Origin of the sequence: Aeromonas piscicola (assembly GCF_000820005.1) — a bacterium.
Taxonomy (GTDB): Bacteria; Pseudomonadota; Gammaproteobacteria; order Enterobacterales; family Aeromonadaceae; genus Aeromonas; species Aeromonas piscicola.
This window is the reverse complement of record NZ_CDBL01000057.1, coordinates 34,912-56,436: the sequence shown is the minus strand read 5'-3', so window position 1 is coordinate 56,436 and position 21,525 is coordinate 34,912. Positions and strand designations below refer to the sequence as shown.

Annotated in this window: 18 protein-coding genes and 1 tRNA gene; 12 read left to right on the top strand and 7 right to left on the bottom strand. The window is 60.6% G+C overall.

Features of this window, described 5'->3' with window-relative positions; all coding sequences use genetic code 11:
* Positions 1-13 precede the first annotated feature (13 nt).
* On the top strand, positions 14-1,018 hold the full coding sequence (gene argF, locus BN1128_RS15200; protein WP_042870242.1) for an ornithine carbamoyltransferase: 1,005 nt from the start codon (positions 14-16) through the stop codon (positions 1,016-1,018).
* A 122-nt stretch (positions 1,019-1,140) separates the two neighbouring features.
* Positions 1,141-2,547: a YfcC family protein gene (locus BN1128_RS15195; RefSeq protein WP_042870240.1), complete on the top strand. Its 1,407-nt coding sequence runs from the start codon at positions 1,141-1,143 to the stop codon at positions 2,545-2,547.
* 200 nt (positions 2,548-2,747) lie between these two features.
* Here the strand turns inward: BN1128_RS15195 and BN1128_RS15190 are convergent, their stop codons facing one another.
* From BN1128_RS15190 to BN1128_RS15175, 4 genes are all read right to left on the bottom strand, one after another.
* Positions 2,748-3,239: an arginine repressor gene (locus BN1128_RS15190; RefSeq protein WP_042870238.1), complete on the bottom strand. Its 492-nt coding sequence runs from the start codon at positions 3,237-3,239 to the stop codon at positions 2,748-2,750.
* Between the two features lie 201 nt (positions 3,240-3,440).
* On the bottom strand, positions 3,441-3,905 hold the full coding sequence (gene pyrI, locus BN1128_RS15185; protein ID WP_042870236.1) for an aspartate carbamoyltransferase regulatory subunit: 465 nt from the start codon (positions 3,903-3,905) through the stop codon (positions 3,441-3,443).
* A gap of 17 nt (positions 3,906-3,922) precedes the next feature.
* On the bottom strand, positions 3,923-4,843 hold the full coding sequence (pyrB, locus tag BN1128_RS15180; protein ID WP_042870234.1) for an aspartate carbamoyltransferase: 921 nt from the start codon (positions 4,841-4,843) through the stop codon (positions 3,923-3,925).
* A gap of 274 nt (positions 4,844-5,117) precedes the next feature.
* A complete protein-coding gene (locus BN1128_RS15175) occupies positions 5,118-5,660 on the bottom strand; it encodes a hypothetical protein (RefSeq protein ID WP_042870232.1) in 543 nt (180 codons plus the stop codon).
* Positions 5,661-5,861: 201 nt separating this feature from the next.
* Here BN1128_RS15175 and BN1128_RS15170 point away from each other — a divergent pair.
* A tRNA-Trp gene (locus tag BN1128_RS15170) sits at positions 5,862-5,938 on the top strand.
* Positions 5,939-6,257: 319 nt separating this feature from the next.
* On the top strand, positions 6,258-7,628 hold the full coding sequence (locus BN1128_RS15165; RefSeq protein WP_042870230.1) for a phosphatidylserine decarboxylase family protein: 1,371 nt from the start codon (positions 6,258-6,260) through the stop codon (positions 7,626-7,628).
* A 54-nt stretch (positions 7,629-7,682) separates the two neighbouring features.
* On the opposite strand, the gene BN1128_RS15160 is transcribed toward BN1128_RS15165, so the two are convergent.
* Positions 7,683-8,201, bottom strand: a complete 519-nt coding sequence (locus tag BN1128_RS15160; RefSeq protein WP_042870228.1) for a class IV adenylate cyclase — start codon at positions 8,199-8,201, stop codon at positions 7,683-7,685.
* A gap of 362 nt (positions 8,202-8,563) precedes the next feature.
* On the opposite strand from BN1128_RS15160, the gene BN1128_RS15155 reads away from it, so the two are divergent.
* On the top strand, positions 8,564-10,453 hold the full coding sequence (locus BN1128_RS15155) for a methyl-accepting chemotaxis protein (protein ID WP_042870225.1): 1,890 nt from the start codon (positions 8,564-8,566) through the stop codon (positions 10,451-10,453).
* A 54-nt stretch (positions 10,454-10,507) separates the two neighbouring features.
* Here BN1128_RS15155 and BN1128_RS15150 read toward each other — a convergent pair whose 3' ends face one another.
* Both BN1128_RS15150 and BN1128_RS15145 read right to left on the bottom strand, forming a co-directional pair.
* The gene (locus BN1128_RS15150) at positions 10,508-11,020 is read right to left on the bottom strand and encodes a lipocalin family protein (RefSeq protein WP_042870222.1); all 513 of its coding nucleotides are present in this window, start codon (positions 11,018-11,020) and stop codon (positions 10,508-10,510) included.
* A 20-nt stretch (positions 11,021-11,040) separates the two neighbouring features.
* On the bottom strand, positions 11,041-11,943 hold the full coding sequence (locus BN1128_RS15145) for an AraC family transcriptional regulator (RefSeq protein ID WP_042870220.1): 903 nt from the start codon (positions 11,941-11,943) through the stop codon (positions 11,041-11,043).
* 145 nt (positions 11,944-12,088) lie between these two features.
* Between BN1128_RS15145 and yqhD the strand changes: the two genes are divergently transcribed.
* The 7 genes from yqhD to BN1128_RS15110 all read left to right on the top strand — a co-directional run bounded on the left by yqhD (position 12,089) and on the right by BN1128_RS15110 (position 21,453).
* On the top strand, positions 12,089-13,252 hold the full coding sequence (yqhD, locus tag BN1128_RS15140; protein WP_042870217.1) for an alcohol dehydrogenase: 1,164 nt from the start codon (positions 12,089-12,091) through the stop codon (positions 13,250-13,252).
* A gap of 507 nt (positions 13,253-13,759) precedes the next feature.
* Complete coding sequence (gene pntA, locus BN1128_RS15135; protein WP_042870215.1) at positions 13,760-15,283, top strand: Re/Si-specific NAD(P)(+) transhydrogenase subunit alpha; 1,524 nt, start codon at positions 13,760-13,762, stop codon at positions 15,281-15,283.
* Positions 15,284-15,294: 11 nt separating this feature from the next.
* Positions 15,295-16,779, top strand: a complete 1,485-nt coding sequence (pntB, locus tag BN1128_RS15130) for a Re/Si-specific NAD(P)(+) transhydrogenase subunit beta (protein WP_042870213.1) — start codon at positions 15,295-15,297, stop codon at positions 16,777-16,779.
* 94 nt (positions 16,780-16,873) lie between these two features.
* On the top strand, positions 16,874-17,626 hold the full coding sequence (locus tag BN1128_RS15125) for a substrate-binding periplasmic protein (RefSeq protein ID WP_042870211.1): 753 nt from the start codon (positions 16,874-16,876) through the stop codon (positions 17,624-17,626).
* A 185-nt stretch (positions 17,627-17,811) separates the two neighbouring features.
* Positions 17,812-18,480, top strand: coding sequence for a helix-turn-helix transcriptional regulator (locus BN1128_RS15120; protein WP_209428576.1), 669 nt, complete (start codon positions 17,812-17,814; stop codon positions 18,478-18,480).
* A gap of 25 nt (positions 18,481-18,505) precedes the next feature.
* The gene (locus BN1128_RS15115; protein ID WP_042870446.1) at positions 18,506-19,813 is read left to right on the top strand and encodes an L-cysteine desulfidase family protein; all 1,308 of its coding nucleotides are present in this window, start codon (positions 18,506-18,508) and stop codon (positions 19,811-19,813) included.
* Positions 19,814-20,052: 239 nt separating this feature from the next.
* The gene (locus tag BN1128_RS15110; RefSeq protein ID WP_042870207.1) at positions 20,053-21,453 is read left to right on the top strand and encodes an L-cystine transporter; all 1,401 of its coding nucleotides are present in this window, start codon (positions 20,053-20,055) and stop codon (positions 21,451-21,453) included.
* Positions 21,454-21,525: the final 72 nt, after the last annotated feature.

Genomic DNA, 21,525 nt, shown 5'->3' with positions numbered 1-21,525 from the left:
GAGAGAACTCATCATGGCTTTTAATCTGCGTAACCGTAACTTCCTGAAACTGCTGGACTTCACCCCGCGCGAAATCCAATACATGATCGATCTGGCCATCGACCTGAAGAAAGCCAAATACGGTGGCTATGAGCGCAAGCACCTGACTGGCAAAAACATCGCCCTGATTTTCGAGAAGACCTCTACCCGCACCCGTTGTGCGTTTGAAGTGGCGGCCTTCGACCAGGGTGCTCAAGTCTCCTATCTAGGCCCAAGCGGTTCCCAGATCGGTCACAAGGAGTCCATGAAGGACACCGCACGGGTACTGGGTCGCATGTATGACGGCATCGAATACCGTGGCTATGGCCAGGAAATCGTGGAAGAGCTGGGTGCCTATGCCGGTGTCCCTGTCTGGAACGGCCTGACCAACGAATTCCACCCGACCCAGATCCTGGCCGACTTCATGACCATGCTGGAGCACGGCAAGGGCAAGCGTCTGGATCAAATCAAGTTCGCCTACCTGGGTGACGCCCGCAACAACATGGGCAACTCCCTGATGGTCGGCGCCGCCAAGATGGGCATGGACATCCGCCTGGTCGCACCGAAAGCCTTCTGGCCGGAAGAAGCGCTGGTTGCCAAGTGCCGCCTGATCGCCGAAGAAACCGGAGCTCGCATCACCCTGACAGAAGATGTGAAAGAGGGCGTGCTGGGTACCGACTTCCTCTACACAGACGTCTGGGTTTCCATGGGCGAAGCGAAAGAAGCCTGGGATCAACGGGTGAAACTGATGACCCCGTACCAGATCAACATGGATGTCATCAACGCCACCAAGAACCCGGATGTGAAGTTCATGCACTGCCTGCCGGCGTTCCACAACGATGAGACCACCATGGGCAAGGAAGTGGCTGACAAATATGGGATGAAAGGTCTGGAAGTGACCGAGGACGTGTTCGAATCCGAGCACAGCATCGTGTTTGACGAGGCCGAAAACCGGATGCACACCATCAAGGCAGTGATGGTTGCTACGCTGGGCGACTAAGGTCGCAGTAGTGGTGCCGGGGGGCGACCCCCGGCTTTTCGACCATGTGACGGCGGCATAATACCTCTAACCCTACGACCCGCAGCTTGCATGGATACCACACCACAGAAGGAAGCTGGACCATGACCAAATTCAAGTTCCCATCAGCCTACACCATACTGTTTGTGCTGATCGCCTTGGTGGCCGCCCTGAGCTGGGTAGTGCCAGCCGGCAAATACGACATGATCATGAACGACGCCCTCGGCAAGGAAGTGCCGGTGGCCGGAACCTACAAGCTGGTAGAGGGGAATCCCCAGGGGATAGTCGACGTGCTGCTGGCACCCATCGATGGTCTCTACAACCATGACACCTATCAGGCAGGCGCCATCGACGTCTCCCTGTTTATCCTGATCATCGGTGGTTTTCTTGGCATTGTGACCAAGACTGGCGCCATCGATGCCGGTATCGAGCGCGTTACCGACCGCCTGCGCGGCCGTGAAGAGTGGATGATCCCGATCCTGATGGCGCTGTTTGCCGCAGGCGGTACCATCTACGGCATGGCTGAAGAGTCTCTGCCTTTCTATACCCTGCTGGTCCCCGTGATGATGGCCGCCCGCTTCGACCCCGTAGTCGCTGCCGCGACCGTGTTGCTCGGTGCCGGTATCGGTACTCTGGGCTCCACCATCAACCCGTTTGCGACCGTGATCGCCGCCAACGCCGCCGGCATCTCCTTCACCGACGGTATCTGGCTGCGCGTCGCCATGCTGATTGCCGGCTGGTTGCTGTGCGTGGCCTACGTCATGCGTTATGCCAAGATGGTGCGCAACGACCCCAGCAAGTCCCTGGTGGCTGACAAGTGGGAAGAGAACCGTGCCCACTTCCTCGGCAACAAGAGCGACCAGATGCTGGAGTTCACTCTTACTCGCAAGATAGTGCTGGGTATCTTCGTCGCCGCCTTCGCCGTGATGATCTACGGTGTGGCCGTGCTCGGCTGGTGGATGGCGCAGATCTCCGGCGTTTTCCTGGCGGCCGCCATCATAGTCGGCGTCATCTCCCGCATGAGCGAGGAGGAGCTGACCTCCAACTTCATCGACGGTGCCCGTGACCTGCTCGGTGTGGCCCTCATCATAGGTATCGCTCGCGGTATCGTGGTGGTGATGGACAACGGCATGATCACTCACACCATATTGCACAGCGCAGAAGGGATAGTGACCGGCCTCTCCACCGTAGTGTTCATCAACGTGATGTTCGTGCTGGAGCTGGTGCTCTCCTTCCTGGTGCCGTCCTCCTCCGGTCTGGCCGTGCTGACCATGCCGATCATGGCGCCCCTTGCCGACTTCGCCAACGTGGGTCGCGAGCTGGTGGTGACCGCTTATCAGTCCGCCTCCGGCCTGGTGAACCTGGTGACTCCGACCTCCGCCGTGGTCATGGGGGGGCTGGCCATCGCCAAGGTGCCCTATGTGCGCTGGCTGAAGTGGGTAGCGCCGCTGCTCGGTATCCTGACAGTGCTGATCGTGGTTTGCCTGAGCCTGGGTGCAGTGCTGGCATAACAGGTGAAAGACGACATGAAACGGGAGCCAGTGGCTCCCGTTTGTTATGGCGAGGCGCCTTGCGCCGCAGGATCTCTCCTGCTCAACCGGGGGGAAGCTCCGCAGGGCAAGGGGGTTCAGGCAATAGAGAGCAGGAAAGCAGAGCGTGAGGCAATAAAAAGGCGACCCCGGGGTCACCTTTTGCATTCAGGGGAGGAACGTCAGCGCGCCTGCTCCAGGGTACGTACCACGGCCGCGTGGGCCAGGCGGGTGCGGCTGATGTGGCGCGGCGCGACCAGCACAACATCGTTGCCGGCGACAGCGCCCATGATCTCGGGATTGGCGTTGCGATCCAGCAGGCGGGCCACCACAGTGGCGGCACCCGGGGTGGTGTGGATCAACACCATCTGCTGGTTGTGCACCACTTCGCGCACCATGTCGTGGATGGAGCGGGTGCTGCCGGCGGGCTCCAGCTGCTCGTCCACGAGCGTGTAGACCTTTTTGCCGTTGGCATTCTGCGCCTTGGCGACGCCAAGGCGGCGCAACAGACGGGAGATGGTGGACTGGCTGATGTCGGCAAAGCCACGCTCCGCCAGCTCGCGGCGGATCTCCTCCTGGGTGCTGTAGCAGTGCTGGCCGATGATCTGGCGACAGGCATCCAGCTGGGCCAGATCGGGCTCTTGTTCAACGGGACGACTGAGGGTTTTGACCACGGCGATTTCCTTTGACTGTGACCGAAGGCTATCGCTCGAAATCTGCCATCAATGTCTTTTAATAGCTAAAAGTTCTGATGGAAAGGAGTGAGGCAGGGAATGAGCGATTTTTAGCCTTTATAGGATGGCAAATTATAGCTAAACGGAGAATCTGTGATGTGACAGGGGTCAAAAATGGGCCCATTGGGGCCCACTTGGATATTAGTAACGTTCGCTGACTATGTCCTGGGTGAAGGACTTCTCGCAGTATTTGCACTTCATGCGCACCATGCCTTTCACCTCGCGCACCCGGAAGTAGCTGTCCACCGGCTCGTTGTGGGAGATGCAGTTGGAGTTGGGGCAGTGGAACACACCGGTAATGAACTCAGGCAGTTCCAACTGGTGCTTCTTCACCACGGCGAAGTCTTCGATGATGTTGACGGTCGCCTTGGGGGCGAACAGGGCCAGCTGGTTGGCCTGCTCCGCGGTCAGGCGGGTGTTCTCTATCTTGATGAGATCCTTCTTGCCCAGCGCGCCGGATTTCAGGTTGAAACCGACGGTGATCCGCTCCTGGGTCTCGATCAGCTGGAACAGCTTGAGGATCTTGATGCCCTGGCCGGCGGGGACGTGGTCTATGACGGAGCCGTGACGGATGGCTTCGACTTGCAGTTGATTCTTCTCGGACATGATGTTTCCCTTTTCCCTTAGACGGTTTCGTTCAGTACCAGAGCCAGCAGTGCCTGGCGCGCGTAGACCCCGTTTTCCGCCTGCTGGAAGTAGTAGGCGTGGGAAGTCTTGTCGACCGCCACATCAATCTCGTCGACGCGGGGCAGGGGGTGCAGGATCTTCATGGTGGGCTTGGCCCCTTCCAGGGTGGCCAGCTCCAGCACGAACTTGGCGGCCATGTGCTTGTACTCGGTCTCGTCGAAGCGCTCTTTCTGGACTCGGGTCATGTAGAGGATGTCGAGCTCCGGCATCACTTCTTCCATGGTCTCGTGCACGCTGAACCGTATGCCCTTCTCTTCCAGCTCCTCGCAGATGTAGTCCGGCATCGCCAGCGCGTCCGGGGAGATGAAGAAGAAGCGGCAGTTGAACAGGCTCAGGGCCTGGGCCAGGGAGTGGACGGTGCGGCCATATTTGAGGTCGCCGACGAAGGCCACGTTGAGGCCGTCCAGCTTGCCTTGCGTCTCATGGATGGAGAAGAGGTCGAGCAGGGTCTGGGTCGGATGCTGGTTGGAACCGTCACCGCCGTTGATGACCGGTACCCGGGAGAACTCGGAGGCGAGGCGGGCGGCGCCCTCTTTCGGGTGACGCATCACCACGGCATCCGAGTAGGAGCCGATGATCTTGATGGAGTCGGCCAGGGTCTCGCCCTTCTTGGCACTGGTGTTGCCGCCGTCGGCGAAGCCGATGATGTTGCCACCCAGGCGCTGGACCGCGGTCTCGAAAGAGAGGCGGGTACGGGTAGACGCTTCGAAGAAGCAGCTGGCAACCAGCTTGTCTTTCAACAGGCGGGTGTCGGGCTCGGCCTTCAACCGCTGTGCGGTTGCGACCACCAGTTCCATATCGGGCCGGGTCAGGTCCGAAATGGAGATGACATGTTTCTTATAGAGTGGATTGGTCATCGTCTGCATTCCCTTTGACATCAATGAAGGTTTTTCGGGCACAAAAAAAAGCCCCTGAAACAGGGGCCTTTTTTAAAAATAACTGGGGATCTGTGGGGCGGGAACCGGAAACAACGGGGCCGCTCTGGTGCGCACCACCCGTCTGCAAGGCTGTTTTCCGAATCAAAAACTGCATCGTCTTGTCCCGACCTTTTTCAAAACCGGACAGATTATAGGGCTGGTTTTTGAATTGTCAAAAATTTATTTCAAAGGCAGGATTTACGCAGGAAAACGTTTAAGTGCCGTGAACGGGTCGGCAAACCCACACGCTGTGTTCTGTTTGCAGGGGCTGTTGATCTTCGGCCATGGAACGCAGATAGGCGAGTCTGTGATGTCCTTCCAGCAGGCAATAGGGTTGTGGCAGCTGCTGCCCGTCCGGGTAACGGCTATCCGGCGCCGTGGCCAGCACTATGATGGGCTCTGACCAGGTGCCTTGCGTCAGCATGTAGTCGCCGAGCCAGGATCGACGTACGTAGCGGTTGTGGCGCAGCATCTCGCCCCAGCGCTCGATCACCTCCATATGACGGGAGCCGGTCTGGGCGATGATCTGCTCGGTGGGCCACTGCTCGCACTCGAACTGGTGACGGGCGAGATCGATAAAGCTCCAGTTGGACTCAAAACCGCGCCAATGGCGATAAATCCACTGGGAAAGCACGCTGTGGGGAATGAAGGGTACCTGCGGGGCAACCCGGTCGAGATAGTCGGGCAGGGACTCCGTTTTGCGTTCATCCCTGAAGTTGAGCGGCGCCAGTTGTTGGAGCAATCGGTAATTGAGCATGAACAGCCTCCCGGAACCAATCTTCACCCTACCCCCATTTATGCGGCTTTCCTACCCTGACAAGGCTGTAAATACAGCAAGTTACCCCGTCAGGCTGCGCAAATTGCCGCGAGTTGCTCGTCATTTGTGCAATCGAATCGAAAGTGAGAAAAAAGCCTTTACCTTTGAACCCGGCTTTGTATAATTCGCCTCGTTTGTTGCAGGGGCGTAGTTCCAATTGGTAGAACAGCGGTCTCCAAAACCGATGGTTGCGGGTTCGAGTCCTGCCGCCCCTGCCATTTTAAGAAAAGCCAGCTCATTGAGCTGGCTTTTCGCATTTCTGCGTTCCCGCTTTTTCCTCCCGTTATGCCTGCTCCTATGGTTGCCGTTTTTCGGCGGCGTCAGCCCATTCCCGGCGCCTCTTTCCCTTCAGATCCCGCACTGCCACTGACCGCTAGTCGCTATTGCGCCAATTCGCCCTGTCGTTTCTGGCAATCGTGCTTCATGGGCCCGTGTGCTACACCACATGGGCGGTGTCATTTCGTGTTGATGGCAAACCGATAGCCAATGCTCAAGCCGTGGATTGTGGGCGTGAACATCATTTGAGGAGATAGACTCATGAACAAGGCAGTTGAAACCCGACTGAACAAGTCTCGCCCCGGCGGCTGGGTGCCACAGGATTGTGCCCATATCGCGCGCTGGATCCGGCGGATCCGGCACTATGTTGCCAACCAGCCAACCGCGCTTGTGCCTCCCATCGCCGAATTGCGGGATCTGGTCAACGCCGACCCTTCGCTGCACGCCCAGGCCGAAGCCATGTTCAAGGAGGCCTGGCGCCACAAGCACCTGACCCCACTCGGTCAGGTCGAGGTGCGATCCTTTGAGGAGTTTCTGGGGCTGCTCAACGGCATCATGACCACGGCCCCCGAGGCGTATCAGGACATTCCGACGCACGAGCCCTCCGGCCTCATAGGTTTTCCCATCAATGCGCTGCTCGACTGGCCCATGGCGACCCAGTCCGGTTATCACTTCTTCGCCAACGTCCTGATCAACCAGCAGTTCAAGAAGATCCTCGATTACTGGGCGCTGTTTCTGCAAAGCCCGGCTTCGCGTTACGTGTTGAACGAGCCGGTCAGTCGGCTGGATCAAGAGACTCTGGTGGTGCCCTGGCTCGGCACGGCGGCCAAGAGCGAGATGGTCAAGGTGGCCTGCGGGGCCCTGGGTGAAGGGACAAATCCGACACCTGGCAGCTTTGAGCAGATTTTCCAATGTGACCCGTCGGCCGAGTATCACGGCTTCAGTTGCTGGGATGACTTTTTCACCCGCACCTTCCGTCCCGATGTGCGACCCGTTTCGGCCCCTGAGGATGACAACGTCATCGTCAACGCCTGCGAATCGGCGCCGTTGCAGGTGAAGAAAGGGGTGAGCCGCAGCGATCAGTTCTGGCTCAAGGGGCAGCCCTATTCGTTGGACAATATGCTCGATTTCGACGATCTGGCGCCTCGCTTCGAAGGTGGCACCGTGTATCAGGCCTTCCTCAGCGCCCTCAGCTATCACCGCTGGCACAGCCCGGTGAGCGGCACCATTCGTAAGGTGCGTGTGGTCAACGGCACCTACTATCTGGAGAACCAGTTCGAGGGATTTGTCGACCCGCAGGGGGCAGATCCCAGCGCTCCCAACAACTCGCAGCCCTTCCTCACCTCGGTGGCAACCCGGGCGCTGATCTTCATCGAAGCCGACAACCCCAAAATCGGGCTGATGTGCGTGGTGCCTGTGGGCATGGCCGAGGTGTCGAGCTGCGACATCACTGTGCGGGCGGGGGACAGGGTGAAGAAGGGGGATCAGCTCGGCATGTTCCACTTCGGCGGCTCGACCCACTGCCTGCTGTTCCGCCCCGGGGTCAAGCTGGAGTTCGAGTTTTACGGCCAGACCCCGAGCCTGGATGCCGGCAACATGCGGCTCAATACCGCCATAGCCCGGGTGAAATAAGGATCATTTGATGGAAACAGGCCGCCTGCGGGCGGCCTGTTTGTTATCGTAAGGTCAGGCCAGCGTCTTTGCCAGCAGGTCCATATAGGCACCTTCGATCAACTGGGAGGGGCCCACACCAAGGTGCGCCATAATGTCATTAGCCTCCTGTATCCCTGCCTCGAGCAGTTCGTCATCCTCCAACACTACCTCCAGCTCGAGAAAGTGACCGAGCCCCTCGACCCGATCGAGATGGATCCGTGTTCTGCCGACTAGAAACAGGGTGCGCGTCTTGCGCACCCTGCCGATCTGGCCACAGGCCAGGCTGAGTGTCTCCCGCAGGCTGTCCGGCTCGCTCGTCGGAGTAACGTGATAGAAGCTCTCCTTGGGGCCTTGCCGATCGGCACGGCGGTAGAAGATGAGCTGGCCGGCAGAGGGCGACAGGGTGCGCAGTTTGAGGCGGCCTGACTCGCAGCGAAAGAAAGTATCATCCTGTGCTATCTCGACGGGACCCTGACTGGCAATGGCGGCTACCTTGGGGAGGAGTGTGTCGACCCGTGCGATCTTGGCCTTGATCTCGATATTTCGGGGCATGGTATGAGGGGCTCCTTAGGTACGATGGATGTACCAACCTACTACAGATTGCGCTCGTCAGCGCCACCAACATGCGGCTCAACACCGCCATAGCCCGGGTGCGCCAGCCCGTTTTTCTGCGGGTCGAATGCACGCTGGCCACCTCCTGGAGGTGGCCTTTTTTACACCTGCTGAGGGTGCATCAGCCGGGGTTTTGAGGGGATTTTCCCATGCCGGATGGCAAGGGGTATTGCCAGGATTCACTTACTGATTCATTTAAAATCAACGGATTGAAATTCATGGATCGGGATTTTCTGTCGATATAGTCCACACAGGGCGTGCAGCTTTGTTTGACGCCATTGAGACAGCCATAAGGATATCCCATGAATCTCTCCCTTCGCGGCAAGTTGTTGGCCACCAGTCTTGGCGTGGTCTTGATCACGGTCTGCCTGCTGGGCATGACCGCCTTCTATACCTTGAAAAACCAGACCCTGAGCGCCATCGACAGCGAGGCGCGCAACTATGCCAGCGCCTACGCGGAGGGGATAGGCAAATGGATGCAGGACAGGCGCGAGAGCCTGACCGCCCAGGTCGATGTCATTGCCAGCCACCCGACCTCCGAGCTGGTGCCTCATCTGCAGCAGACCCTGCGCTCCGGCGGCTTCGGGCTGGCCTACTACGGCTCGGAGGAGGGGGTGATGACCCGCAACGATCCCTCCCTCAACAAGGGCAACTATGACCCGCGTGAGCGGCCCTGGTATCAGGACGCGGTCAAGGCGGGCAAGCTCATCATCACCGAACCCTATGTCAGCGTGACCATGCAGCAACTGGTGGTGACCCTGGCCGAGCCCGTGATGCAGCAGGGCCGGCTGGCCGGTGTGGTCGGTGCCAACCTGGCGCTGGAACAGCTCATCAAGGATGTGCTGGCGATGCGGGTACAGGGGGATGGCTACGCCATGCTGCTGGACAAGAGCGGCCTCATAGTCGCCCACCCGGACAAGGCGCTGGCGCTCAAGAAGAGCCAGGATCTGGCCCCCGAGCTGGATGCCGGCCGGCTGGTGAGCATGAGCCAGCAGGGCGGCCTGCAGCTGGTGCAGATCGGCGGACGGGATGCCCAGATGCTGGTGCTGCCCATTCCCAACACCGACTGGCTGCTGGCCATGGTGATGCATGAGGATGTGCTGATGGCGCCGCTGCAGAGCCTGCTGTGGGAGCTGTCACTCATCAGTGCCGGCCTGATCCTGGTATTCGGTCTGGTGCTGACCAGCACCTTCAAGTTCCTGTTCCAGGATCTGGGCCGGGTGGCCGGGGCCTTGCACGACATCGCCCACGGCGAGGGGGACCTTACAGTCCACATCAACACCCGCAGCAAGGATGAAGTGGGCCAGCTGGCCGAGAGCTTCAACCAGTTTGTGGCCCGCCTGCACGGCATCGTCAGCCGCTTGCGGGATGTGACCGTCGAGCTGGCGGCCCAGTCCCGTACTCAGGCGGCCGGCGCCCTGGCTCGCAGCCAGCGGGTACGCCAGCAACAGGACGAGATCGTCATGGTGGCGACCGCGGTGACCGAGATGGCCTCTGCTACTCAGGAGATTGCCGGCAACGCCGAATTTGCCGCTACCACCTCCGGCGATGCGGTCAAGCTGGCCGTCGCCGGTCAGTCCCAGGTCGGCCAGAGCCAGCGCAGCATCACCGGGCTGGCGGACGAGGTGGCCGATGCCAGCCAGATCATTGTGGAGCTGGATGCCCATGCCCAGAAGATCAGCGGCATTCTGGCCACCATCAGCGGTATCGCCGAGCAGACCAACCTGCTGGCGCTCAACGCCGCCATCGAGGCGGCCCGGGCCGGTGAGCAGGGACGTGGCTTTGCCGTGGTGGCGGACGAGGTGCGGGTGTTGTCGCGCCGTACCCACGACTCCACCGACGAGATCCAGCAGATGATAGAGACGCTGCAGCAGACCACCCGTCGCGCCGTAGGGGGCATGGAGACCAGCCGTCAGCTGGCGGGCACCAGCGTGGAGGATGCGGAAGCCGCCAACCTGAGCCTTGGCCGGATCAACCAGGCCATAGGTTCCATCAGCGACATGGCGACCCAGATAGCGGCGGCGGCGGAGGAGCAGACCTCGGTCACCAGCGAGATCAGCCGCAACACCGAGAACATACGCCACGTCTCCCAGGAGCTGGCCGAGCAGGCCAATCAGGAGGCAGCTCAGGCCGCCGAGCTCAAGGCGCTGACCGAGCGGCTGGAGCAGGAGATAGGCCGCTTCCGGCTCTGATCATCAGGCAAGAGAAAGGGCAGCCCGCGGGCTGCCCTTTGCCATTTCTGGCGCTTATCCTGGCTGTTTGACCCAAATCAGCTGGTCGGTGGCAAAACCCAGTTTCTTGGCCTTGGCGATCAGCGCATCCACCTTGGCTTTTGGCGGATTGGGGGCGCGGGAGAGGATCCAGAGATAGTCGTGGTTGTAGCTGGTTACCAGGGATAGCTGGTAGTCGGGGTCCAGATCGATGACGTTGTAGCCGCCGTAGAAGGGACCGAAGAAGCTCACCTTGAGCCGCGCCTCGTCCGGCTTGTCAACGAAACAGGCCTTGCCCTCGGCCTCGAGCCAGCTGCCATCGCTCTGTTTGCCGCGATTGATCACCTTGACGCCGCCATCGTCACGCAGGCTGTAGCTGGCGCTGACCTCTTCCAGTCCCCGCTCGAAGCTGTGGTCCAGGCGTGCTATCTCGTACCAGGTGCCGAGGTAGCGATCGAGCTGGAAACCGGTGACGGGGCGTATACCCTCGGCCACGCCGGTACAGGCCGTCAGCAGCAGGGTGGTGAGCAGGCAAAGCAGTGAACGCATAGGTAATCCCTCTCTCGTATTTATCCTTCGATGATGCGCAGCTGGCCATCCCGGAAGCGGGAGGCCTGATCCGTCGGCGTGCTGCCGAAGAAGCGCTTGTACTCCCGGCTGAACTGGGAGTTGCTCTCGTAACCGACCCTGGCCGCCGCGGCACCGGCCTTGATGCCGTCGTGCAGCATCATGATGCGCGCCTTGTGCAGGCGAAACGACTTGATGTACTGCAGCGGCGAGGTGGCCGTGACCGCCTTGAAGTGGTGATGAAAGGCGGAGACACTCATGTTCACCTCCCACGCCAGCTCCTCCATGGTGAGGTTGTCGGCGAAGCGCGACTCTATCATACGCAGCACCCGGGCGATTTGGCCCACATGGTTGTGACGATTGGCCAGCGCCTGCAGCGCTGGCCCCCCCCCCTCGTGCAGGGCGTAGAACAGCATCTCCCGCACCGTCTGCGGTCCCAGTACCCGGGCGTGGTGGGGTTTGTCCATCAGGTCGATCAGCCGCTCGGCGGCGCAGAACATGGCCTCCGACAGGGGCACAGAGTGCACGCCGCTCTTTTGCGGGGCCGGGGCGGGCAGGGCGTCGCCCAGCTCCAGCAAGAGTGCCTGCAGGGTGACCAGATCGATCTCGAGGGAGAAGCCGATGAGGGGCTGCTCGGGGGAGGCGAAACACTCGCACTCGCACGGCAGCGGCAGCGTCATCAGCAGGTAGTGGTTGGGATCGTAGCGAAACACCTGATCCGCCAGATAGCCCACTTTGTGCCCCTGCAATATCACTATCATGCGTGGCTGGTAGAGCACAGGGGTGCGACCGTGGTACTCGGTGGTGTAGATGAGGTTCACCTGCTCCACCGGGGAGGGGGTGATGCCTGGGGCAGTGACGTGACGGGTCAGCTTGGCGGCGAGGTCGGCGTAGCGGCTCTGCATGGAGTCTCTTTTGTTGTGGTTCTGGCCGCTTTGTAGAAATAGGCAAGAATCAAGCAGGATGTTGCCTTGATGGTAGAGGCTGTCTGGAGAAAAATGCAATCACATTTCGCGGCCAGACCGCTCGGAACATAAAAAGGCAATATCGATGAACAATTTTACCCTGCATACCCCGACCAAGATCCTGTTCGGCAAGGGCCAGGTTGCCCAGCTGCGCGAACAGCTCCCCCCCGACGCCCGCATCCTGATCACCTATGGCGGTGGCAGCGTGGTACGTAGCGGTCTGCTGGCGCAGATCCGCAGCGAGCTGGCTGGCATGACACTGTTCGAGTTCGGCGGCATCGAGCCCAACCCCACCTATGAAACCCTGATGGGGGCGGTGGCGCTGGCCCGTGCCGAGCGCATCGACTTTCTGCTCGCCGTCGGCGGTGGCTCAGTGCTGGATGGCACCAAGTTTATCGCCGCCGCTGCCCATTATGATGAGGCCAGAGATCCCTGGCACATACTCGAGACCGTTGGCAACGAGGTGCGCTCCGCCATTCCGCTCGGCGCCGTGCTGACCCTGCCGGCCACCGGTTCCGAGATGAACATGGGAGCCGTGGTGACCCGTCGCAGCACGGGTGACAAGGTGCACTTCTTCTCGCCCTTCGTGATGCCACGCTTCGCCGTGCTGGATCCCGTGCTCACCTACACGCTGCCGGCCCGCCAGGTGGCGAATGGCGTGGTGGATGCTTTCATCCACATTCTGGAGCAGTACCTCACCTATCCGGTCAACGCCAAGGTGCAGGATCGCTTCGCCGAAGGCTTGCTGCTGACTCTGGCCGAGGAGGGCCCCAAGGCGCTGCTGGAGCCGGAAAACTACGAGGTGCGCGCCAACATCATGTGGAGCGCTACCATGGCCCTCAACGGCCTGATCGGTGCTGGTGTGCCGCAGGATTGGGCGACCCACATGCTGGGCCACGAGCTGACTGCCCTGCACGGCCTCGACCACGCCCAGACTCTGGCGGTGGTGCTGCCCGCCCTGCTGCAGGCCAAGCGCCAGCAAAAGCATGCCAAGCTGCTGCAATACGCAGAGCGGGTATGGGATCTGCGCACCGGCAGCGAGGCGGATCGCATCGACGGTGCCATTGCCGCCACCCGCGACTTCTTCGAGCGGATGGGGGTCAAAACCCGGCTGCGGGACTACGGTGTCGCCTCGCTGGGGATAGACACCCTGATCGGCAAGCTGGCGGAGCACGGCATGACCGCCATCGGCGAGCACGGCGACATCGACCTGGTACAGAGCCAGCATATTTATGAAGCGGCCTGGTAAGGGCGTCGCGGCAGGGCATCAGGATCGAAACGATTGAACCTAAGGGGCCGGATCCTGCCATTTGGCGGGGGACCGGCCCCTTGTCTGTTACAAAACAGTTACTTTTTCCGCTTTCACCCCGATATCTGTGATCGGAGTGAATTTCGTAAGAACAAAAAGCGCTAAGATAGAGGGCCGGTAAAACATTTTTTTTGACTGGTTGGATCACTTTTTCCAGCGCTTTTTACTGGTATAAGTCGCTAATTTGGTTTGTTTTTTTAAATCGTGCTCCGGGATGGGCTGAATTCTGTACGCGCGCCATCGGGACTGCGGTTGTAATAAAACTCCAAAATTTGATACTAATCACCTTCGCGCCTGAAAAGCGGGGGCCTGGCCATGACAGGAGGTTGAGGTAAAGCCTACTGATTTTCATAACAAAGGGCCCGTGACCTGCACTTTGGTCATGTCTTGTTTCGCCAGAAATGCGACACTGGGCAGCGATTGTTTATTAACCATCAGGGAATAGTCATGCAGATTGGAATACCGAGAGAGAGTCTCGCCGGTGAGACCCGGGTCGCAGCGACCCCGGCCACCGTTGAGCAGCTGAAAAAGCTCGGCTTCGAGGTCGCCATCGAGGCCGGTGCCGGCCAGCTGGCCAGCTTCGATGATGCCGCCTTCGAGGCTGCCGGTGCCAGCGTGGTGCCGAGCGTCTGGCAAGCCGACCTTATCTTCAAGGTCAATGCGCCGACCGATGCCGAGATCGCACAAATTAAAGATGGTGCCACCCTGGTGAGCTTCATCTGGCCTGCCCAGAACCCTGAGCTGGTCAAGAAGCTGTCCGAGCGCAACATCAATGTGATGGCGATGGACATGGTGCCGCGGATCTCCCGTGCCCAGTCCCTCGACGCCCTCTCCTCCATGGCCAACATAGGCGGCTATCGCGCCGTGGTCGAAGCCGCGCACCAGTTCGGTCGCTTCTTCACCGGTCAGATCACCGCCGCCGGCAAGGTTCCGCCTGCCAAGGTACTGGTGATCGGTGCTGGCGTGGCCGGACTGGCCGCCATCGGTACTGCCGGCTCCCTCGGCGCCATCGTCCGGGCGTTCGATACCCGTCTGGAAGTGGCCGAGCAGATCGAATCCATGGGGGGTGAATTCCTCAAGCTGGACTTCGGCAGCGAAGATGGTGCCTCCAGCGATGGTTATGCCAAGGTCATGTCCGATGAGTTCATCGCGGCCGAGATGGCGCTGTTTGCCCAGCAGGCCAAGGAAGTGGACATCATCATCACTACCGCCCTGATCCCGGGTCGTCCGGCTCCGAAGCTTATCACCAAGGAGATGGTCGACAGCATGAAGCCGGGTTCCGTGATCGTGGATCTGGCTGCAGCAACCGGCGGCAACTGTGAATACACCAAGCCGACCGAGCTGTTCGTCACCCCCAACGGCGTCAAGGTGATCGGTTACACCGATCTGCCGGGTCGTCTGCCTGCCCAATCCTCCCAGCTCTACGGTACCAACCTGGTCAACCTGATGAAGCTGATGTGCAAGGAGAAGGACGGCAACGTTGCCATCGACTTCGAAGACGTGGTTCAGCGCAACATGACGGTGATCCAGGCCGGTGAAGTGACCTTCCCGCCACCCGCCATCGCTGTCTCTGCCGCACCGCAGAAACCTGTGGCAGCCCCGATCAAGAAGGCCGAAGCGAAGCAACCTTCCAACAAGAAGTTTGTGTTTGGCGCCCTCGGCATCGCGGCCTTTGGCTGGATCGCCTCGGTGGCACCTGCCGCGTTCCTCTCTCACTTCACCGTATTTATCCTGGCCTGTGTGGTCGGTTACTACGTGGTGTGGAACGTCTCCCACTCCCTGCATACGCCGCTGATGTCGGTCACCAATGCCATCTCCGGCATTATCGTGGTCGGTGCCTTGCTGCAAATCGGGCAAGGGTCGACTTTGGTCACCGCATTGGCCTTTATCGCCGTGCTGATTGCCAGTATCAACATCTTCGGTGGCTTCACCGTCACTCAGCGCATGCTGAAGATGTTCCGTAAGGATTAAGGGGGTTTAACGTGTCTCAAGGACTGGTAACAGCATCCTATATCGTTGCCGCCGTGCTCTTCATCCTCAGTCTCGCGGGACTGTCGAAGCAAGAAACGGCCAAGCATGGCAACTTGTTCGGTATCGCGGGTATGGCCATCGCCCTGCTCGCCACCGTCTTCAACCCGGAAACCAGTGGCGTGCACTGGATCATCCTGGCCATGGTCATCGGTGGTGCCATCGGTGTGCGGCTGGCACTCAAGGTCGAAATGACCGAGATGCCCGAGCTGGTCGCCGTGCTGCACAGCTTCGTCGGTATGGCGGCGGTGCTGGTGGGCTTCAACAGCTTCATCGATCTGCACCCGTCTGCGCCCGCCGAGGTGGTGGTTTCCGTCGGTTCCAACCTGGATGCGACTCTGGCTGCGGCCCGGGCGGCGTTCGAACAGGCGGCCAGCGTCGCTCAGGTCGAGCACCTCTCCGGCGCCATGCTGAACATCCACCTGGTCGAGATCTTCCTGGGCGTCTTCATCGGTGCCGTGACCTTCACCGGTTCCGTGGTTGCCTTCGGCAAGCTGCGTGGCCTGATCTCTTCCAAGCCGCTGCAACTGCCCCATCGCCACAAGCTGAACCTGCTGGCCGTGGTGGCCTCGCTGGTGCTGATGATCTCCTTCGTCAACGCCGGTGGCTCCACCTTCGCCCTGCTGGTGATGACCCTGATCGCGTTCGCCTTCGGCTGGCACCTGGTGGCCAGCATAGGTGGCGCCGACATGCCGGTCGTGGTCTCCATGCTGAACTCCTACTCCGGTTGGGCGGCGGCGGCGGCGGGCTTCATGCTCTCCAATGACCTGCTGATCGTGGTCGGTGCCCTGGTGGGTTCCTCCGGTGCCATCCTGTCTTACATCATGTGTAAAGCGATGAACCGCTCCTTCATCTCCGTCATCGCCGGTGGCTTCGGCTCCGACGGTGTGGCCTCCACGGCCGACCAGGAGATGGGCGAATACCGCGAGACCAACGCCGAGGAAGTGGCTGACCTGCTGAAGAATGCCAGCTCCGTCATCATTACCCCGGGCTACGGCATGGCGGTGGCACAGGCCCAGTACCCGGTGGCTGAAATCACCCAGAAGCTGCGTGATCGCGGCGTCAAGGTGCGCTTCGGTATCCACCCGGTTGCCGGTCGTCTGCCAGGCCACATGAACGTGCTGCTGGCGGAAGCCAAGGTTCCTTACGATATCGTGCTGGAAATGGACGAGATCAACGAGGACTTCAACGATACCGATGTGGTATTGGTGATCGGTGCCAACGACACAGTCAACCCGGCTGCCATGGAAGATCCGGGCAGCCCCATCGCCGGCATGCCGGTGCTGGAAGTGTGGAAGGCGCAGAACGTCATCGGCTTCAAGCGCTCCATGAACACTGGCTATGCCGGTGTCCAGAACCCGCTGTTCTTCAAGGAGAACACCCAGATGCTGTTTGGCGATGCCAAGGCCAGCGTCGAGGCGATCCTGAAAGCGCTGTAAGCATCGTTCGGGAAAGACAAAAGGAGGCTCAGGCCTCCTTTTTTATTACTTACTTTTTGGTATTCTCAGCCCATGCATGGATGGAGAAAACGGAATGGTGTGGCGTAAAGGATGGATCCTGCTCTGCCTCTGGTGGGGTTGGGCGGTACAGGCAGATGAACAGCCGACCCTGACCCTGTTGACCGAGTTGTGGCCGCCCTATGTGATGCGGCTCGACGATGGCAGCCTGGGAGGGGCTGATCTGGATCTGGCCCGTGCCGTGCTCAAGCGGATGGGCTATCGCACCACGGTCAAGGTGTTGCCCTGGAAGCGGGTGTTGCAGGAAGCCAGGTTGCAGCGGGGGGATGGCATAGTCGATGCCTTCTTTGAGGAGCGGCGACTGGAGTGGCTGCACTATCCGGATGAACCTCTCTCCCAGAGCGGTGAAGTAATCTTCTTCCCCTTCAGCAAGCCCATCGACTACCAGAGCCTGGCCAGTCTCAAGGGGCTGCGCATCGGCACCCAGACCGATTATGCCTATGGCGAAGCCTTCATGACCACGACCGAGTTCACCCGGGTTCCCATGACGGGAGAGAGCAATATGGTCAAGCAGTTGCACCTGATGATGGCGGGGCGGCTCGATGCCGTTGTGATGAATCAGATGGTGGGTCGCTACCTGGTCAGGGGACAGGGGCTGCAGGATCAGGTCGGCCATAGTGACAAGACGGTGACCGACAGCAACCGCAACTTCCTCGCCTTCACCTACAAACCCGGCCACGAGAAGCTGGCCTATCAGTTCTCCCTCGCCCTCAAGGCCTTCAAGCAGACGCCCGAGTACCAGGCCCTGTTGACCCGCTACGGACTCTGAACCGGGGCGTCCAGCTTCCGTCTATTGAGTCATGAGGCCCGTTCAGACCCTTCCGTTGTGCGCCAGTTCACAATCTGTGGCGCTTTGCCGCCAGTTGGGCATAATGCCTGCAAAAAAGCGATGCGGCTCAACTTTATTTGAGTCCATTTGCTTTAGAGTTACCCCAAGTTGACCGGATGACCCCTATGATGCAGGCCACCCCATTACGCCAAGCCAGTGCGCTGACCGATGAAGAGCGCCACCTGATCGCCAGCTTCGAACCCGCGGTGGAGGCGCTATCCGCCCTGTTCGGCCCGGGTTGTGAAGTGGTACTGCACGCCTTTGACAGCCTGCACGCCTCCGTCATCAAGATCGCCAACGGCCACATCACAGGCCGGGAGGAGGGGGCGCCCGTCACCGACTTTGCTCTCAACAAGCTGCAGAGTGCGGCGGGCAGCCAGTGGAGCAGCTACTTCTCCCGCACCCGCGAGGGGGCGCTGCTCAAGTCCTCCTCCATCACTATCAGCAACCGGGAGGGCAAACCCGTCGGCATGTTGTGCGTAAACTTCAGCCTGGATACGCCGCTCGGCGCCCTGCTCGATACCTTCTCGCTGCCCGCCGCGCCGGCGCCGCTCAACAATGAGACCTTCGCCAGCTCGGTGGACGATCTGGTGGCCCAGGTGATCGACAAGGTGGATCAGGATGCCAGCCTCGGCAGCAGTGTGCGCAACAAGGCGATCGTGCACCGGCTCTACGACATGGGCATCTTCGAGATCAAGGATGCCGCCCAGCTGGTGGCCGAGATGCTCGGCATCTCCCGTCATACCGTCTATCTGCATATCCGCAACCGCAAAGCGGATCTGACCGAACAATAAGAGCCCGCCCGTGGGCGACATGAACATGAGAAACATCGCAATGAAAGCACAATGGACCGACTTTATTACCCTGCTCAAGCGTGAAGTGGTGCCCGCCCTGGGCTGCACCGAGCCCATGTCGGTGGCGCTGGCGGCGGCCAACTGCCGCAAGCTGCTGGGGCAGGATCCGACCCGCGTCAGCGTCTGGGTCAGCGGCAACCTGTTCAAGAATGGCATGGGGGTCGGTGTTCCCGGCACCGGCATGATAGGGCTGCCGGTGGCGGCGGCGGTCGGTTTCACGGGGGGCAACCCGGATGCGGGGCTGGAGGTGCTCAATACCCTGACCCCGGCCCAGGTGGAGGCCGCGAAGGCGCTGCTGCCCATCATCAAGGTGGACGTGAAGGATGTGCCTGACGTGCTCTACGCCGAGGTGCTGGCCGAGGTAGAGGGCCACAGTGCCCGGGTGGTGATCTGTACCGACCACACCCGCATCGTCTTGATGGAGCTGGACGGTCAGGTGCTGATGGAGCAGGCCAGCGCCCCCGGCGTGCAGATCCAGCCCGCCAAATCCGGCAAGCCCGCCATGACGCTGCGCGAGATAGTCGCATTTGCGCTGGAGGTGCCGCTGGCTGAGATCGACTTCATTCGCGCTGCGGCCACCATGAACCAGGCGCTGGCGGATGAAGGGCTGCATGGCTATGGCCTGCAGATCGGCAAGATCCTGACCGAGCAGGTGGAGCGCAAGCTGCTCTCCGACGATCTGATGACGCTGGCCATGCGGCTCTCCTCGGCGGCCTCCGATGCACGGATGGACGGCGCCATGCTGCCCGCCATGTCCAACTCCGGCTCCGGCAATCAGGGCATAGCCGCCACCATGCCGGTGGTCGCCGCCGCCCGCTTCCTCAAGGCGAGCGACGAGCAGCTGACCCGGGCGCTGGTGATGAGCCATCTGGTGGCCATCTACATCAAGACCCATCAGAACAAGCTGTCGGCTCTGTGCGCCGCCAGTACCGCCGCCATGGGGTCGGGAGCCGCCATTACCTGGCTGCTGGGCGGCCAGTTCGAGCAAATTAGTCACTGCATCAACAACATGATCGGTGACGTTTCCGGTATCATTTGCGACGGCGCAGGCAGTGCCTGTTCCATGAAGGTCTCTACCTCCACCTCGGCGGCGGTCAAATCGTCGCTGATGGCCATCAACAATCTGCACGTGCCCCAGAGCGAAGGCATAGTCTCCGACGACGTGGACGAGACCATAGCCAACCTGGGCCGCCTCTCCAAACTGGGGATGCTGGATACGGATATCGAGATCATCAACATCATGCGGGCCAAGCAACAGGGCAAGGCCCAGTGATGCAAGGGGTGGCGCAAGCCACCCTCTGTTTTTCTGTCTGCTGACGCCGCCTCGGCCACGGGGTGTCCGATGCGGTTGATGTCAGGGTTGCGCCAGCCAGGCGTGGCCCGGTTTTGTGTCACCCCGGTTGCACCGGGGGGCAAGTCGCCACGATGCGGCAAGTTTCAGGGAGGAGTGTGCATACAGGACACTCGTCCGTATACCTCGGGCCCGGCCCGATTATTTTGGGGAATATCGTCATGACTCTTAGCGTTATAGGTAATCTGGCCATCCTGGTCATGTTGCTGCTGTTTCTCTATCGGTTGCAGCAAACCCACGTCAGCTTCACCCGCCGGGTCTTCTCGGGGCTGGGGCTGGGCATCTTGTTCGGCGCCGCCTTGCAACTGCTGTATGGTGCCGGCTCCAGCGTGCTGGTGCAGACCGGTGACTACCTGGATATCGTCGGCAGCGGCTATGTGAAGCTGCTGCAGATGATCATCACCCCGCTCATCATGGTCTCCATCATAGGTGCCATCCTCAAGCTCAACGGCGGCACCGCCCTTGGCAAGATCAGCGCCATGACCATAGGCGTGCTGATCTTCACCACCATGATCGCCGCCGGGGCGGGCATCCTGATGTCCAACCTGTTTGGCCTGACCGCCGAAGGCCTCACTGCCGGCGCCGCCGAGACCGCCAGGGGCGCCGCGCTGCAGACTACCCTCGGCAGCGTCGAGAGCATGTCTTTTGCCAAGATGGTGCTGGAGTTCATCCCGGCCAACCCCTTCCTCGACATGACTGGCGCGCGCAAGACCTCCACCATCGCCGTGGTGATCTTCTCCATCTTCATCGGCCTGTCGGCTACCGGCATAGCCCGCAAGAAACCCGAGATCTTCGAAAGCTTCGGCCGCTTCATGCAGGTGGCGCACGTCATAGTGATGCGGATGGTGACCCTGGTGCTGCGTCTCACCCCCTATGGCGTGCTGGCGCTGATGACCAAGGTGGTGTCAGGTTCCAACTACGCCGACATCCTCAACCTGCTCAGCTTCGTCATGGCTTCTTACGGTGCCATTGCCATCATGTTTGCGGTCCATCTGCTGCTGGTGAGTCTGGTAGGGATCAACCCGGCCCGTTACCTGAAGAAGATCATGCCGGTGCTGGCCTTTGCCTTCACCTCCCGCACCAGCGCGGGCTCGATTCCGATGAACGTGCAGACCCAGACCAAGGCGCTCGGCATCCCGGAGGGGATCGCCAACTTCGCCGCCTCGTTTGGCTCGACCATCGGCCAGAATGGCTGCGCCGGCATCTATCCTGCCATGCTGGCGGTGATGATAGCCCCGACCGTGGGGGTCAACCCCATGGATCCCGGCTTCATCATGACGCTGATCGCCATCATAACGGTGAGCTCGTTCGGGGTGGCCGGGATCGGTGGCGGCGCCACCTTCGCCGCGCTGATCGTGCTCTCCGCCCTGGACTTCCCGGTGGCACTGGCGGGCCTGCTCATCTCCATCGAGCCGCTGATCGACATGGGCCGTACCGCCCTGAACGTCTCCGGCTCCATCACTGCCGGCACTGTTACCAGCCGCTTGCTCGGCGAGACCGACATGGCGGTGTTCAACAGCGAGCACGAAGTGTGTCTGGACGGCGAAGAGTCCACCATCTGACCCGCTTGCCAGGGGAGGGGTCAGCCCTTGCCCATTGATAGACCAGAGGGAGGGCATGCCCTCCCTCTGCCA